Genomic DNA, 15,209 nt, shown 5'->3' on the forward strand with positions numbered 1-15,209 from the left:
TGAGGCGGTTCCTGAAGACGTGGATGGCCGGATCAAGTCCGGCTATGACGAAGGATAAATTATTCAAGATATTCCAATAACTTAACTCCCATGTGAAACTTTTTTGAAATTTTTTTGAAAAAACCGGGAACCAATGTTGAAGCCCGCGGTTGATTAGGCATCACCGGCCCATTCTGCCCCCACGGGCCGGTCCCTCACAGGCTCCACTCCGGAGCCTTTTTTTTTGCCCTGAAGCGCTGTTACCGTTCCGATGGATCAATGGCGCGGCTTGTGCGTCATCCCCAGGGGCGCATGGCCGGATGGGCGCATTGGATCAATCCCAAACGTGGAATCCACTTTTGGGGCCGATGCTCTAGCCGCGGCCAAGCTTGCATGCGACAAGACCTGACGAACTCAACGAGTTTTCCCTTGGCCAAACGTTCAAAAGCACCCTCCTCTTCCGCTCTCCCGTCCCGGGAGGATCTCGTCGCCTTCATCGCCAACACCCCCGGCAAGGTCGGCAAGCGCGAGATCGCGCAGGCCTTCAACATCAAGGGCGGCGACCGCATCTGGCTCAAGCAGATGCTGAAAGACCTCGAAGTCGAGGGCGTCGTGGACCGCCGGGGCAAGCGCGTCCACAGGGCGGGGCAGCTGCCGCCGATGGTGATGGCCGATATCGTCAAGCGCGACCGCGACGGCGAGCTGATCGCCGTGCCGACCGAATGGGACGAGGAGGAGCACGGCTCCATCCCCACCATCGTCATCATGCCCCCGCGCAAGCCCAGGCCCGGCATGCCCGTGGCGGGCGTCGGCGACCGGGCGCTGCTGCGGGTCGATCCGTTGAAGGCCGGTGACGTTCACCGCTATGCAGGCCGCGTCACCAAGATCCTCGCCAAGAAGCAGGCGCAGGTGCTCGGCATTTTCCGCGCCCTCCCCGAAGGCGGTGGCCGCCTGATCCCCGTCGACAAGAAGTCCCGCGAGCAGGAACTCCAGATCAATCCCGGCGACGAGGCCGGGGCGCTGGACGGCGACCTCATCTCCGCCAGCATCGTGAAGCACGGGCGCTATGGCCTGCCCCACGCTAAGGTCAAGGAGCGGCTGGGCTCCATCAAGTCCGAGAAGGCCGTGAGCCTGATCGCGATCTACGCCCATAACATTCCGAACGAGTTCCCGAAGCCCGTCATCGACGAGGCTGAGCGGGCGGAGCACGCCTCCATGGCGGGCCGCGAGGACTGGCGCGACGTGCCGCTCGTCACCATCGACCCTCCGGACGCCAAGGACCACGACGACGCCGTCCATGCGGTGCGGGACGAGGACCCGCAGAACGAGGGCGGTTTCATCATCACCGTCGCCATCGCCGACGTGGCGGCTTATGTGACGCCCGGCACGGCGATGGACCGGGAGGCGCAGGAGCGCGGCAACTCGGTCTATTTCCCCGACCGGGTCGTCCCCATGCTGCCGGAGCGGATTTCCAACGATCTCTGCTCGCTGCGCCCGCACGTGCCCCGCCCCGCCCTCGCCGTCCGGATGGTCATCGGGCCCGACGGACGGAAGATCCGCCATTCCTTCCACCGGATCATGATGCGCTCGGCGGCGAAGCTCTCCTACCAACAGGCCCAGGCCGCCATCGACGGCCGCACCGACGAGGTGACGGCCCCCATTCTCGACGCGATCCTGAAACCCCTCTGGGCGGGCTATGCGCTCGTGAAGAAGGCGCGCGACATCCGCGAGCCGCTCTATCTCGACCTGCCGGAGCGCAAGATCGTGCTGAAGCCCGACGGCACCGTGGATCGCATCTTCGTTCCTGAGCGGCTCGAAGCCCACAGGCTCATCGAGGAGTTCATGATCCTCGCCAACGTGGCGGCCGCCGAGGCGCTGGAGAAGGTCCAGTCGGACCTGATCTACCGTGTCCACGACGAGCCCTCGCTGGAGAAGATGCGCTCGTTGAGCGAAGTGCTCGCCTCCATCGGCCTGAAACTGCCCACGCAGGGAGCGCTCAAGCCGGAACTCTTCAACCGGATTCTCCGCAGCGTCGATGGCTCCGAGCACCAGCTCTTCATCAACGAGGTGGTGCTGCGCTCGCAGTCGCAGGCCGAGTATTCGGCGGAGAATTACGGGCATTTCGGCCTGAACCTGAAACGCTACGCCCATTTCACATCCCCCATCCGCCGCTATGCGGATCTCATCGTCCACCGCGCGCTGATCACCGGCCTCAAGCTCGGCAAGGACGGGCTGCCGCCCGACACCACCCGGGCGGAGCTGATCGAGATCAGCGCCAAGATCTCGGCGGCGGAGCGGCGCGCCATGGCGGCGGAGCGTGAGACAATCGACCGCCTGATCGCCCACTTCCTCGCGGACCGGATCGGGGCCACATTCCAGGGACAGATTTCCGGAGTGACGAAGGCGGGACTCTTCATCAAGCTGGCCGAGACCGGCGCGGACGGTTTCGTCCCGGCGGCGACCATCGGCGACGACTACTATCGCTTCGATGAGAAGACCCACTCTATGCAGGGCGAGCACACGGGCGAGACCTACCGCCTCGGCGACAAGGTCGAGGTCAAGCTCGTGGAGGCGGCTCCCGTCGCCGGCGCCCTGCGCTTCGAGCTGCTCACGAAAGGCCGCTTTACGGGCAAGGCCGGGGGCGGCAAGAAGGGAGCGAAGCGCCCGCCGCGCGGAGCGAAGAAGGCCCCGAAGGCCGCTTCTTCGAGCCGCCGCTCTCCGACACGGGTGAAGGTGAAACGCCGCGGTCGCGGCTGACAGGAAACGAGAAGACATGTCCCTGACGATCCGCACTGCCTCGGCCCCGGCCGAGGATGTGACCCTCATGCCCGCCATGAAGCGCGGCTTTCGCGGCCGCTGCCCGGCCTGCGCTCAAGGCCGCCTCTTCGGCCGCTTCCTGAAGGTCGTGGATCGCTGCGAGGCCTGCGGCACGGAGTTCCACCATCACCGCGCCGACGATCTTCCGCCCTACGTGGTGATCACCATCGTGGGCCACCTGATCGGCTATGGAATTTTCATGACGGAAACCAAGATGGAGATGCCCCTCTGGGCCCATCTGGCGATCTGGCCTGCCTTGACCCTCATCCTCTCCCTGCTGCTGCTCCAGCCCGTCAAAGGGGCTGTCGTGGGGCTGCAATACGCGTTAGGAATGCACGGCTTCGGCGTGGCCCGCCAAATGAGGCAAGCAGACAGGGAGGACGCGGGTGACGGACGCGCAAGCATTGACCAGAATGGATACGCTGGTCGCCGGGGAGCGTAAGGAGCACGCCCCCGTCCTTCGGCCCGCCGACGCCGCGACCCTCATCATCATCGACCGGAGGGGCAGGCACCCCAAGGTGCTGATGGGGAGGCGCCACGAGGGCCACACGTTCATGCCGGGCAAGTTCGTGTTTCCCGGTGGGCGCATCGAGGCCGGGGACCGCTCCATGGCGGTGGCGGGCGCTCTGCATCCGCAGGCCGAGCAGGCTCTCATGACCCGGGTGTCCCGCGCCTCCGTCCAGCGCAGCCGTGCGCTGGCGCTGGCCGCCATTCGCGAGACCTTCGAGGAGACCGGCCTGCTCCTCGGCACCAAGGACTACGGAAGCCCCGATTCGGTCCCCGCCGGCACGCCCTGGGAGGCTTTCCGGGAGCATGGCGTTTTTCCGGACCTGGAGGCGCTGCACTTCATCGGCCGCGCCGTCACGCCCCCGAAGCGCGTGAAGCGTTTCGACACCCGCTTCTTCGCAATCGACCGCAATGCCGTCGCCCATGAGGTCGAGGGAGTGGTCGGGCCCGATTCCGAGCTCGTGGAGCTGGCCTGGGTGACCATGGCCGAGGCCAGGAAGCTCGACCTGCACGCCGTGACGAACATGCTCCTCAACGAGCTGGAAGCCCGCATCGCCGCCGGCTTCAGCCCCATGCTGCCTGTGCCCTTCTTCTATCAGAAGCGCGGCCATTTCGTCCGGGAACTGCTGTAATCCCCCCGCCCCGGCCGGGACAGGCCCGGAGATGGCGGAAAGGTGCCGTCCCACCCTCCGTAACCCTTGACGGAAGCGGCATAATCGGGCATGGGAACGTCACGATTTTCCGGCCGGGTTCGCCCGGCCTTTGCGTTTCGGCCACGCCGCGGGGCCAACCGAGCGCGTTGACACCGAACGAGAGGTCCGACCCATGGCCAAAGCCGCAACGATTAAAGTGAAGCTCGTCTCCACCGCCGACACGGGCTATTTCTACGTCACGAAGAAGAACTCCCGCACCATGACCGACAAGATGTCGTTCAAGAAGTACGACCCGGTCGCGAAGAAGCACGTGGAGTTCAAGGAAACCAAGATCAAGTAAGCTTCCTGCCACCAGCGCAGAATCGAAAAGGCCGCTCCCTTCCGGGGGCGGCCTTTTTCATGTCCGGCCTGCGGATCGGGGCAGCAGCGCCCGCGAGCGACACTCCGTATCTCGTTCCTGATCGCGCAACGCCGCAGCGCCGCGCGGCCGGGCCGACAGCGCCGCGGGCGGGAATGCGTGCCCTCGCGGCTGCGGCGGCCTATGGCTTGGCATCGGAGGATTCGTGCGGGACGATTCGGGAAGGAAGAGCCGCTTCGACACGCGCCGCGATCGATGGACGGGCCTGCGTGGAGCAACGAGCGCTGGCGCTCGCCAGAGTCAAAGGCAACGGCGCGGGCCAGTGGAGCCGCACCCCGACGAAACACCGGACGTGAACATTGAACTCACGTCCGGCGCTTCAAGTTTTCGGGCATCATTCCACGCAGGACCGGTCACCGGCTCTGCGTTCGATGCGCGAGAAGGACCTCAGATCGATTCCTTCAGGTCCTTGGCGGCGCGGAAGGCGATCTTCTTCGAAGCCTTGATCTTCACGGGCTCGCCGGTCTGCGGGTTGCGGCCCATGCGGGCAGCACGCTTGCGGACCTGGAGAATGCCGAGGCCGGTCAGGCGGATCTTGTCGCCCTTCTTCAGGCTCTTTGCGATGAGCTCGACCACCTGGGTGAGCATCTCGTTCGCCTGACGCTTCGGCAGCTCGTGCATCTCGGAGAGCGTCTCAGCGATGTTGCGCAGCGTGAGGATGCCGTTCGACGATGCGGCCTTCACGGTCTTCTTGGCCGTCTTGGCTGCGGTCGCCTTCGCAGGCGCCTTCGGTGCTGCCTTGGCGGTCTTCTTGGCCACTGTCTTGGCTGCCGCCTTCTTGGCGGGGGCCTTAGCGGTCTTCGTTGCTGCGGCCTTGCGGGCCGGGGCTTTCTTCGTTGCTGCTTTTGCCACAGGAAACTCCTTTCGAGGCCATGCGCATATGGAATAGCATTATCTGCATAGTGCTTGGAGACAAAGTTCCAAGTTGTCAGAAACGCGTTTCCACAAGGCAAATGTCACAAAAATCCGTCGATAACCTTGCCGAATACGGTCGGCGGCGGCCCTAACCTACCGGCACGTCTTGCTCCATCGTTCCGAGAATCCCTCCCTTTGCGATTTTCGCGTCCGCACAATCGAACAGCAGAATCACTTTCAGCATCGCAACAGCCAAGCTGAAACGGTCGCGTGGCAATGCCGTTGAAGGAGCAGACATCGCAAGGCGCGATTGAACTCCATGGAGAAGCAACGATGCGTGTCAGCATGAAGGCCACCCTCGTCGCGGCGAGCTTGATGATTCCGTCTCTGACCCTTGCGGAAACTGGCGGCGCTGCCGCCGGCGCCGCGGCGGGCGGCGCGGCCGGAGCAGCGGTCGGAGGTCCCGTTGGGGCAGCAGTCGGCGCGGGTGTGGGCGGTGCCGTTGGCGGCGCGGCCTCGGGCCCGGATCAGCAGAACATCACGATCGAGCACCGCGATACGGGAACGACGGGCAGCGTCGGATGCACGACGGAGACCAAGCAGAAGACCGACGTGACCGGCACGACGACCAGGCAGGAAACCAACTGCTGAATGGGCCCGCTGCAGGCGGTGCATGACACGTGCCGCCATGCGCGCCGATCAGCTCACGAAACGGCCGCCGAGTTCATCGTCGATGTGCAGGCGGACGATGTCGTCGAAGCTGGTCTCCGCCTTGAAGCCGAGGCTCTCGGCTCGGCTGGCGTCGAAGCGGCGCGGCCATCCGGCCACCATGCGCATGATGTCCGGATCGGGCTCGCGGCGGATTCGGGAGGCGACCCTGTCTCCCGCGATTCGCCTCAGGGCATCAATCTGCTCCGCGACGGTGACCGAAACGCTCGGCATCGTCAGATTGCGGCGAGGCCCGATCCTCGCCGTGTCCATATTGGCCGCATGCATGAGGAAGCCGACTGCGGACCGCGGCGAGGCATGGGCGTGACGCACATCCTCCGGCACGGGCAGAACGGCTTCCTGTCCGCTCAGGGGCTCGCGGATGATGCTCGAGAAGAATCCCGAGGCTGCCTTGTTGGGCTTGCCCGGTCGCACGCAGATCGTGGGAAGGCGGATGCCGACGCCGTCGAAGAATCCGCGTCGCGTATAGTCGGACAGCAGCAATTCGCCGATGGCCTTCTGGGTGCCGTAGCTCGTCAGGGGCGTGAGGAAGAACTCGTCGCCAATGGCTTCGGGGAACGGGGCCCCGAATACGGCGATGGAAGACGTGAAGACGAGGCGCGGACAATAGCCGTCTCCGATCCGGCGGATCGCGTCGAAGAGGAAGCGCGTCCCGTCGAGATTGATCCGGTAGCCCTTTTCCAGATCGGCCTCCGCCTCGCCGGAGACGATGGCGGCGAGATGGAAGATGACGTCCGGGCGGCTCTCCACGAGCCTGTCGGCCTCGCCCGGCGCCGAGAAGTCCGACGTGAGCGCCGTGACATGGAATGGGGCCTGCGGAACCTCGGCCTGCACCACGTCGTGCAGGACCATGCGCGTTATCGCCTGGCCGCTCAGTTGCCCCTCTTGGACAAGGCGTTCGGTGAGCTTCCGGCCGACCATTCCGGCGGCTCCGAGAATGAGAATCTGCATCGATCCAAACTTCGTTCGAGAATGCTGCTATAGGAATGTGGGGCGGCGTTCCAAGCCGTCCAGGCGTTGCCACGCCGGACGGCTTGGTTCGATAACGGGATGCGTTACTTCTTGCGCATCTTATCCAGCTCGCTCTGCATCATCTTCACCGTCTCCGGGCCGATGGTGGACGCGTGCTTCTCCCAGACGGCCTTCGCCTGCTCGCGCATACGGTTGGCCTCCTGCTCGTTGAGTTCGTTCACGACGACGCCGGAGCCCTTGATTTTCTCCAGGGAGGCTTGCGACAGCTCGCGGGACACCTTGCGCTGCTCGTCGCGGGAGACTGCGGCGCACTCGCGAAGCGCCGCCTGCTCATCCTTCGACAGCTCGTCCCAGAGCTTCTTGGAGTAGAGCACCAGGAACGGCGTATAGGCATGACGGGTGACGGAGAGATATTTCTGCACCTCGTAGAATTTTGAGGTGTCGATGGTCACGAAGGGGTTCTCCTGCCCGTCGATGGCCTTCGTTTCGAGCGCCGTGAACACCTCGCCGAAGGCCATGGGCACCGCGTTCGCGCCCATATTCTTGAACGTGTCGAGGAACACGTTGTTCTGCATGACGCGGACCTTCAGACCCTTGAAGTCCTCCCACTTCGCCACGGGACGGCGGGAATTCGTCAGGTTGCGGAAGCCGTTCTCCCAATAGGCGAGATTGACGAGCCCCACGCCTTCGAGCTTCGAGTCGATATGCTTTCCGAAATCACCGTCGAGAATTGTGTCGGCTTCCTTCTCGTTGGCGAAGAGGAATGGCAGGTCGAAGACGCCGAGTTCCGGCAGGATCCCGATGAGCGGCGAACTCGACGTGACGACCATCTCCTGCGTGCCGGAGCGCAGCGCCTGCGTGGCCTGGAGGTCGCCGCCCAGGGCGCCGCCCCAGAAGCCCTGAACCTTCATCTTACCGCCCGACTTGTCGGTGAGGCAGGCTTTGAACTTATCGACGCCCTTGCCGTTCGGGTGATCCTCGTTCACGCCGTTGGAGAGGCGGATGTTGCGCTCGGCGAACTGCGCGGAGGCCGGCAGCGTGGACAGGAGCGTGACGGCGACGCTCGCCGCGAATGCGTATTTCAACGTCTTCATGATTGTTTCCTTCCCTTGTCTTCTTCTTTCCCTTCTGCTCACCGCCCCCTGAGCCATGACAGCGGCACCATCACGAGTTCAGGGAAGATGATGAGCAGGACGAGCACGATAAGCTGCGCAATCAGGAAGGGATTGACCCCTTTGATCACGGCTCCCATCGGGACACGGGCGACACCGCTCACGACGTTGAGCACGATGCCCACCGGCGGCGTGATCAGCCCGATTGCATTGTTGATGATGAACAGGACGCCGAAATAGACCGGGTCAATTCCGGCCTGCTTCACGATGGGCATGAGGACCGGCGTCAGGATCAGCACGGTCGGCGAGAAATCGAGCGCTGTGCCCACGATGACGACCAGGAACATCAGCGCGAACATGAGCAGAGTCTTGTTGCCCATGAGCGGCTGGATCAGATTGCTGATCTCCGCGGGGATATTCGCCTGGGTGATGAGCCAGGCCGACACGAGCGCCGCCGCCACGAGGAACATCACCACGGCCGTCGTCTTCGCGGCCTGCAGGAAAATTCCGTAGAGCATGGACGGCTTCAGCTCGCGATAGACGAACATGCCGATGACGAAGGCGTAGACCGCCGCCAGCACGGCCGCCTCCGTGGGCGTGACGATCCCCCACTTGATGCCGCCGAGGATCATCACGGGCATCAGGAGAGCGAAGAACCCGTCGACGAAGGCTTTTCCCCGCTCCCGCATGCTCGTGCGGGGGCTGGTCTTCAACGCCTCCTTCCGGCTGACGATCCACCAGGCGACGACGAGCGACAGGCCCATCATGATGCCCGGAGCGACGCCCGCCAGGAACAGCTGTGAGATCGACACGTTCGCCGCCACACCGAACACGATGAATCCGATGGATGGCGGGATCACGGGCGCGATGATGCCGCCCGCGGCGATAAGGCCCGCGGACCGGGGCACGTCGTAGCCGGCCTTGCGCATCATCGGGATCAGGATCGCCGCGAGAGCGGCGGTGTCCGCGGCAGCGGAACCGGAGAGGGCGGCCAGGATCAGCGCCGCCACGATCGCGACATAGCCGAGGCCGCCATGAATATGCCCGAGACACGCGAGAGCAAAATTGACGATGCGCTTCGACAGGCCGCCGACATTCATCAGCTCGCCTGCGAGCAGGAAGAACGGAACCGCCAGAAGCTGGAAGTTATCCGCACCGATGATCATGTTCTGCGCGACGATCTGGCTGTCGAAGTTTCCGAGCCACAGCATCAGGGCGAGCGCGCAGACGATGAGCGCAAACGCAATCGGCATGCCGGTCGCCATGGCTCCCAGCAGGGAGACGAGAAAGACGAGGATTGTCACTCGAGGCGCTCCCTCAAGGCATGCGCCTCGTCGTCGCCGTACTCTCCGGCGAATGCGCGCAGCTCCTGCTCGCTGATGCGCCCCGTGATCACCCGCAGGATCCGGAACACCGCCATGAGGCCAAGGCCCAGGCTCGTGAAATACCCGATCCCGTAGACCCACAGCATCGAGATTTCGGTGATGGGAGCATAGTTCGTCGCGTTGATCTCGGCCTGCAGCCAGGTGCCCCAGAAGAAGACCGCGCAACAGATGACCACGAAGATATCGGCCAGAACCATGCAGACCTTGCGGCCCTTCTCTCCAAGCTTGGCGACGAGGGTCTCGACGCCCAGATGAGCGTTCTCCCGCCCCACCACCACGGCGCCGATGAAAGTCAGCCAGACGAAGAAGAAGCGGGACATCTCCTCCGAAACGTCGATGCCGGTATCGAAGAGATAGCGCAGCACGACATTGCCGAAGACCATGACGACCATGCCGGCCAAGAGAAAGACCATGAGTCCTTCCAGGCCTCTGAAGAAGAAGGTCCCTACCCTGCTCACAGTTCCTCCCAGCTTGGCTATTGGTTTTCTCTATTCTGTTCGCAAGGGTGGATTATTCAAGCCGCGTAGAACTGTCCCGCTATCAGCTTATGGTATGAGGCGCTCGCGCAGCATTGTTGCGCATTCGACTTATGACTAGCCGGTTTCCTTGCCGTCGTCGGTGGATCTCGGAACCTTGTCATGGATATCCTGTCGCGCGAATCCCGACAGCCCGAAGCCCTGAAGGCGCAGCCCCAAGAGAGGCCCATGAAGATCACCCACGTCGAAACCGTCCGCCTGCAGGAATTCGCGAACATCGTCTGGGTGCGTCTTCATACGGACGAAGGCATCGTCGGGCTCGGGGAAACCTTCATGGGAGCCGCGGCGGTCGAAGCCTACATCCACGAAACGGCGGCGGCGAAACTGATCGGGCGCGATCCGCTTCACATCGAAGGCATCAACCGCGATCTGCAGAATTATCTCGGCTGGCGTTCCGCAGGCGTGGAAACACGCGGGAACTCAGCCATCGACATTGCGCTCTGGGATATCTTCGGCAAGGCGCACGGCAGGCCCGTCTGCGACATGCTGGGCGGCCGTTCCCGCGATCGGATCCGGGTTTACAATACCTGCGCCGGCTACCGCTACATCCGCGACAGCCGCGCGCAGAAGGTTGCGAATTGGGGCATCGAACAAGCCGAGGGCGATTACGAGGATCTGGACGCCTTCCTGAACCGTGCCGACGAGTTGGCCCATTCGCTGCTCGAGCAAGGCATCACCGGCATGAAGATCTGGCCCTTCGACGTCGCCGCCGAGCGAAGCGGCGGATACGACATCTCACCGGACGAGTTGCGGACAGCGCTGGAGCCTTTCGCCAAGATCCGAAAGGCCGTCGGCGACAAGATGGACATCATGGTGGAGTTTCACTCGCTGTGGAGTCTGCCGATGGCCAAGAAGCTCGCCGGAGCCCTCGCCGAGTTCGAGACCTATTGGCACGAGGATCCGTTCCGTCTCGACAATATCGGCGACCTCAAGGAATACGCTCGGCACTCTAAGGCCTGGGTCTGTGCCTCGGAGACCCTGTCCTACACTCATGCCTTCCGGGAATATCTGGAGACCGGGGTCGCAGGCGTCGCCATGCTCGATCTGTCCTGGTGCGGAGGCCTGACGGAAGCGCGCAAGATCGCAGCCTTGGCGGAAGCCTGGCACGTTCCCGTCGCACCGCACGACTGCACGGGACCGGTGGTCTATGCAGCCTCCTGCCACTTCTCTCTTCATGCCCGCAACACATTGATCCAGGAAAGCGTGCGGGCCTTCTATACCGGATGGTACACGGAACTGGTGACCGAACTCCCGACGATCACGAGAGGAGAAGTCACGGTGAACATGAAGCCCGGCCTCGGCCTCGAATTGCTGCCGGAGATCTGGGCACGTCCCGACGCCATCATTCGCGTCACCGACGGGATGTAGCAGCCCGCCCGGGACATCTTTCGTCGGAGGTGGTTCCAAACCCGAAAAAACCGCCTCCTCGCGGAGGCGGTTTTCGGACGATGCGTTCTTCCAAGAGGAGAGCATCGGATCAATCTCAAAAGTGCAAGTCCACTTCTGGGGCCGGCGCGCTAGCGGTAATGGACCCGCCGGACATGCTGACGGTGGTTGACGGATCCGGTGGAGATCACGTCACGACGGGACGAGCGGACGACGCGAACCGGCTGGGCGCTTGTCCGATACACCGTGCGGGTGCGGTAACGCGGAGCCTGATAGACCGTCCGGGTTTGATAGCGCGGCGCGCGATAGACGACCCGGGTGCGGTATGCGGGCTCCCGGTAAACGACGCGGGTCCTGTACGCCGGCGGCGCATAGACGACGCGCGTGGTAACGGGAGCGGCGTAATAGCCGTAATTGGCAGGATAGCCGTAGCTGGCGGGATATCCGTAACCATAGCCATAGGCCGGGTAGTTGTAGCCGTAGCGATAGCCATAGGCAGGATAGCTGTATCCATAAGGATATCCGTAAGCCGGAGTCGCCGCGGCTCCGATCAGGCCGCCGAGCACCGCGCCGCCGACCAAGCCGGCCGCAACGGCGCCGCCATTACCCCAGCCGCCATTGTGATGGTAGTAACCGCCACGCCATCCATCACCGCGATAAACCCTCTGAGCTTGAGCAGAGCCGATACTGGCGAAGGTCAGCAAAGCAGCGCTCGATAACAGGATCACCTTCTTCATGACACACCTCACAACGCAATGGTGAGAACCATTCGTGCGTTACTAATCATGAACTCAGGAAAAGGTTTCACAGACTTCTATACTGAACTCAATTATACATTCCATCGTTCATCCAGCGTTCAGCTCGGGTCAACTGAGGCGAATACTGCCAAGCAATACAAGCGAATACGGACTTCAGCCTTCATGATTGATTTCATTGGCGAATGCGCCGTTTCCGGAGGGGCCTCGTCACTCCGCATAGACCTGCGAACAGAAGGAGGCAGCGCCTTCTGACACGACCCGTGCGATCGCTCTTGCGATCTTGTCGCCCCCTTTGGCGGAAAGCTCGATCGGATCAGCATAATCGTCATGCTGATTGCAGATCAGGCGCAGATCGATCAGGGAGAGCTTTCGGCTGAAAGCCTCACGCGTGATGATATCGTTGAAGACCGACAGGGAGGCCACCACGTGGCGGCGATCCTCCTGCTCTGGAAAGCGTCCGTCGTGGATCGTGCAGAGTGCCGTCGGCAGGCGATAGCTCATCACCAGGTCGAGCATCCTGCGATAGCCGCGGGCAAACGCATCCCTGGTATCGGCGATGCGGGTCAAAACCTCCGCCACGGACCGGGCGCCCTCCCGAAAGATCGCACTGCAGCCGAGCGCATCGCTTCCGCCGATGCTCAAGATCAGGTGACTTGCACCATCGGGCAATCGGGCGACCTGGCGCTTCACGTTCGTCGTGATGGCGCCGTCGACCGCGTGCAATGTGGCGCGCCAACCGTCCGGAAGCTTCGCTTGAACCTGCGCCAGCACGTCGGGCTCTCCTGGCTTCACATAGGCCCTGTTGTCGAACACGCTGTCACCGAGCAGAACCACGTGGTTCATAGCGCAGCCCTCACATTTTTTTGATATGATAACGTAACACGAAAGCGGTCATGGAGGGAGGCAATTAAGTATAGTCGCGCCAACGCTTCGGGAAGGCTCTCGCTCCGGGATCAGCGGGGCCTGCCCTCACTCCGGAACGGGCGGTCTCAGGCGACGTTGATCTGCCGATCCATGTGCTGATCCGGAGGACGACGGATGATCGGGACCATCAGAACATCGCTGCTGACGATGATACTGACCGCGTGGAGCGCTGCCGTGATGGCGCAGAGTGCGCCGAGCGGAACGTCGGGCGCTCCGGGGGCGGCACCGTCTGCGCCGACGAGCACGGGAGCGGTCGGGGACGCCGGAACGAGCAACTGGCTCTGGATCGTTCTGGCCGTCATCGTCATCGCCGGGCTGCTTTACTATTTCCTGGGGCGGGGCCGCACAACGCGGATCTAGAGGCATTCGGGACAGGCCCTCTTTCGAGCCGACGCTCATCTCTCGGATTGAAAGAAGGACCTGAAATTCTTGAGCCACGCGACGAGCCACAGCTCGAGAGCGGTCTTTGCGGCGTCCTCTGTCGGCCCATACCCCCAGACGTCTTCCTGCAGGGGCGTCGACCAGACCCAGAACCTGTTGCTGCCGTCATAGGCGACACTGCCGACCTCGATGGCGCCCACAAAGCCCATGTGACGGCTGAGCGGCACGCCCGCGACCCTGTCCTGTTCCCATCGAATTCTGCTCATGCGGGCGATCTAGCGCGCCAGGAGGTCGGCGCAAGCACCCGTCCGGAACAGAGGCTCCATGTCACGGCGCGAGCGATCCGGCGGATTGTGTCGGCTCGAGCGCCACATGAACGAAGCTCTCCCCTTGCTAGCGGACCCGCATGAGCGTAACATCGTGTCGCTCCAAGGAGGCGGCCATGTTCGAGGAAGCGGTTCAGGTCAGCGAGGCACTTCGGCAAAGCGCGGGTCATATGCAAGGAGCACTCCGGATGGCGATGAAGCGCTGTCCCGAATGCGGCGCCACGCAGATGATTGCATCGCCCGAACTGGGCACATGCGTGGATTGCGGCTCCGCCTTTCAGGTGCTGGAGACCGAGGCATAGCCCGCGGTCCGTGAACCACTCTTGATGCTCTGCGTTCGGACAATGGCATGGCATTGTCAGGGTGGATCGAAAAGGCAGCCGGACGGATCGGAACGCATCAGGCGGAGATGAAACTCGCCCTGCGCGTGACCATCGCCGGCACACTCGCCTTCACCATCACGAAAGCCTTCAATCTCCCGCAGGGCTATTGGGCGGCCATCACCGCCGTGGTCATCACGCAGGCCAGCGTCGGCGGCTCGCTCAAGGCCGCCGTCGAGCGTTTCATGGGAACCCTTGCAGGGGCCATCTACGGCGGCATCATCGCAGCACTGGTGCCGCACGGCTCGTCGTCCGGCATGGGCGTTGCGATGATCGCGGGCCTCTTCCCGCTGGCGCTGCTCGCCGCGGTTAAACCGAGCTTTCGCGTGGCGCCCGTGACGGGTCTGATCATGCTCCTGCCGCCTGCCGGCCAAGCCATCGGTCCGCTTGCCGCGGCCATCGATCGGGTAGTGGAAATCACGCTCGGCAACATCGTGGGCGTGGTCGTGTCCCTGTTCGTCCTGCCCGCGCGGGCGCATACGCTGATGACGGAGGCGGCCGCGAAAGTGGTTTCCCTCAACGCCGACCTGATCGAGCTCCATATCGGAGAACTCACGGCCGAACCGAAAGGACGAAGCGCGATTCAGACGATTCATCCGCAGATCCGCGCTGCCCTGAAGAAAGCGGAAGCCGCCGCCGACGAGGCGGCGCGCGAGCGCAAGAGTCACCTCACCGACGCGGCCGACCCGGAGCCGCTCATCCGAACGCTCTATCGCGTGCGCCATGACTTCGTGATGATCGGACGGGCCTCGACCAATGCCCTGCCGGGGCCGGTTCTCCATAAGCTCGGCCCCTCGCTGAAAGGGCTTCGGGATGAAACCTGCGCGCTCCTTCTCGGCATCGCCAAATCTCTTCGGACCCGCACGGCGCCCCCCGATGCGTCGCGCTTCGAGACGGCCCTGCACACCTTCGTCAGCGAGACGGAGGCCTTGCGCACGCAGGCGATTTCACGCGACCTGCCCTACGGCAGCTTCGGGCAGGTCTTCGCCCTCGGCTTCGCCTTCGAGCAGTTCCGGAAGAACGTCGAGGATCTTTTGGCCCGCGCCGGCGAACTCGCCCAGAAAGAACACGCCGAGGCAGCCGAATGAGAA

The 15,209-nt window shown here is 63.3% G+C and carries 18 protein-coding genes; 9 read left to right on the plus strand and 9 right to left on the minus strand.

Annotation, left to right across the window (positions count from 1 at the left end; genetic code table 11):
• Positions 1 to 408: 408 nt before the first annotated feature.
• The 5 genes from rnr (at position 409) to ACS5Q0_RS21340 (ending at position 4,670) form a co-directional block, all read left to right on the plus strand.
• Positions 409 to 2,736 (plus strand): ribonuclease R, encoded by a 2,328-nt coding sequence (gene rnr, locus ACS5Q0_RS21320; RefSeq protein ID WP_473128663.1) that lies wholly within the window; start codon positions 409 to 411, stop codon positions 2,734 to 2,736.
• A gap of 16 nt (positions 2,737 to 2,752) precedes the next feature.
• Complete coding sequence (locus ACS5Q0_RS21325) at positions 2,753 to 3,238, plus strand: DUF983 domain-containing protein (protein WP_473128664.1); 486 nt, start codon at positions 2,753 to 2,755, stop codon at positions 3,236 to 3,238.
• The gene (locus ACS5Q0_RS21330) at positions 3,210 to 3,935 is read left to right on the plus strand and encodes an NUDIX hydrolase (protein ID WP_473128665.1); all 726 of its coding nucleotides are present in this window, start codon (positions 3,210 to 3,212) and stop codon (positions 3,933 to 3,935) included. Before ACS5Q0_RS21325 ends, ACS5Q0_RS21330 begins: the two co-directional genes overlap by 29 nt.
• 193 nt (positions 3,936 to 4,128) lie before the next feature.
• Positions 4,129 to 4,296 (plus strand): 50S ribosomal protein L33, encoded by a 168-nt coding sequence (gene rpmG / locus ACS5Q0_RS21335; protein WP_473128666.1) that lies wholly within the window; start codon positions 4,129 to 4,131, stop codon positions 4,294 to 4,296.
• Positions 4,297 to 4,355: 59 nt separating this feature from the next.
• Entirely contained in the window at positions 4,356 to 4,670 is a 315-nt protein-coding gene (locus ACS5Q0_RS21340; RefSeq protein WP_473128667.1) for a hypothetical protein, read from the plus strand.
• A gap of 91 nt (positions 4,671 to 4,761) precedes the next feature.
• Here ACS5Q0_RS21340 and ACS5Q0_RS21345 read toward each other — a convergent pair whose 3' ends face one another.
• The gene (locus tag ACS5Q0_RS21345) at positions 4,762 to 5,226 is read right to left on the minus strand and encodes an HU family DNA-binding protein (protein WP_473128668.1); all 465 of its coding nucleotides are present in this window, start codon (positions 5,224 to 5,226) and stop codon (positions 4,762 to 4,764) included.
• Between the two features lie 336 nt (positions 5,227 to 5,562).
• Here ACS5Q0_RS21345 and ACS5Q0_RS21350 point away from each other — a divergent pair, with 336 nt between their 5' ends.
• A complete protein-coding gene (locus ACS5Q0_RS21350) occupies positions 5,563 to 5,880 on the plus strand; it encodes a hypothetical protein (RefSeq protein ID WP_473128669.1) in 318 nt (105 codons plus the stop codon).
• Positions 5,881 to 5,928: 48 nt separating this feature from the next.
• Here the strand turns inward: ACS5Q0_RS21350 and denD are convergent, their stop codons facing one another.
• The 4 genes from denD to ACS5Q0_RS21370 form a co-directional block, all read right to left on the minus strand.
• A complete protein-coding gene (gene denD, locus ACS5Q0_RS21355) occupies positions 5,929 to 6,909 on the minus strand; it encodes a D-erythronate dehydrogenase (protein WP_473128670.1) in 981 nt (326 codons plus the stop codon).
• A gap of 104 nt (positions 6,910 to 7,013) precedes the next feature.
• Positions 7,014 to 8,024, minus strand: coding sequence for a TRAP transporter substrate-binding protein (locus ACS5Q0_RS21360; RefSeq protein ID WP_473128671.1), 1,011 nt, complete (start codon positions 8,022 to 8,024; stop codon positions 7,014 to 7,016).
• Between the two features lie 38 nt (positions 8,025 to 8,062).
• Positions 8,063 to 9,346, minus strand: a complete 1,284-nt coding sequence (locus tag ACS5Q0_RS21365) for a TRAP transporter large permease (protein ID WP_473128672.1) — start codon at positions 9,344 to 9,346, stop codon at positions 8,063 to 8,065.
• On the minus strand, positions 9,343 to 9,840 hold the full coding sequence (locus ACS5Q0_RS21370) for a TRAP transporter small permease (RefSeq protein WP_473128673.1): 498 nt from the start codon (positions 9,838 to 9,840) through the stop codon (positions 9,343 to 9,345). The genes ACS5Q0_RS21365 and ACS5Q0_RS21370 overlap by 4 nt, the downstream gene beginning before the upstream one ends.
• 225 nt (positions 9,841 to 10,065) lie before the next feature.
• Here ACS5Q0_RS21370 and ACS5Q0_RS21375 point away from each other — a divergent pair, with 225 nt between their 5' ends.
• Positions 10,066 to 11,331, plus strand: a complete 1,266-nt coding sequence (locus tag ACS5Q0_RS21375; protein ID WP_473128674.1) for a mandelate racemase/muconate lactonizing enzyme family protein — start codon at positions 10,066 to 10,068, stop codon at positions 11,329 to 11,331.
• Between the two features lie 149 nt (positions 11,332 to 11,480).
• Here the strand turns inward: ACS5Q0_RS21375 and ACS5Q0_RS21380 are convergent, their stop codons facing one another.
• The 4 genes from ACS5Q0_RS21380 to ACS5Q0_RS21395 all read right to left on the minus strand — a co-directional run bounded on the left by ACS5Q0_RS21380 (position 11,481) and on the right by ACS5Q0_RS21395 (position 13,678).
• Positions 11,481 to 12,086, minus strand: a complete 606-nt coding sequence (locus ACS5Q0_RS21380; RefSeq protein WP_473128675.1) for a hypothetical protein — start codon at positions 12,084 to 12,086, stop codon at positions 11,481 to 11,483.
• Positions 12,087 to 12,314: 228 nt separating this feature from the next.
• Entirely contained in the window at positions 12,315 to 12,950 is a 636-nt protein-coding gene (locus ACS5Q0_RS21385) for an SGNH/GDSL hydrolase family protein (protein WP_473128676.1), read from the minus strand.
• Between the two features lie 146 nt (positions 12,951 to 13,096).
• A complete protein-coding gene (locus ACS5Q0_RS21390) occupies positions 13,097 to 13,333 on the minus strand; it encodes a hypothetical protein (protein WP_473128677.1) in 237 nt (78 codons plus the stop codon).
• Between the two features lie 93 nt (positions 13,334 to 13,426).
• Positions 13,427 to 13,678, minus strand: coding sequence for a hypothetical protein (locus tag ACS5Q0_RS21395; protein ID WP_473128678.1), 252 nt, complete (start codon positions 13,676 to 13,678; stop codon positions 13,427 to 13,429).
• 176 nt (positions 13,679 to 13,854) lie between these two features.
• Here ACS5Q0_RS21395 and ACS5Q0_RS21400 point away from each other — a divergent pair, with 176 nt between their 5' ends.
• On the plus strand, positions 13,855 to 14,040 hold the full coding sequence (locus ACS5Q0_RS21400) for a hypothetical protein (protein ID WP_473128679.1): 186 nt from the start codon (positions 13,855 to 13,857) through the stop codon (positions 14,038 to 14,040).
• Positions 14,041 to 14,087: 47 nt separating this feature from the next.
• Positions 14,088 to 15,206 carry an FUSC family protein gene (locus tag ACS5Q0_RS21405; RefSeq protein WP_473128680.1) on the plus strand — a complete coding sequence of 373 codons (1,119 nt, stop codon included), beginning with the start codon at positions 14,088 to 14,090 and terminating at the stop codon, positions 15,204 to 15,206.
• Positions 15,207 to 15,209 lie beyond the last annotated feature (3 nt).

It is taken from the genome of Microvirga sp. HS2 (assembly GCF_055792805.1).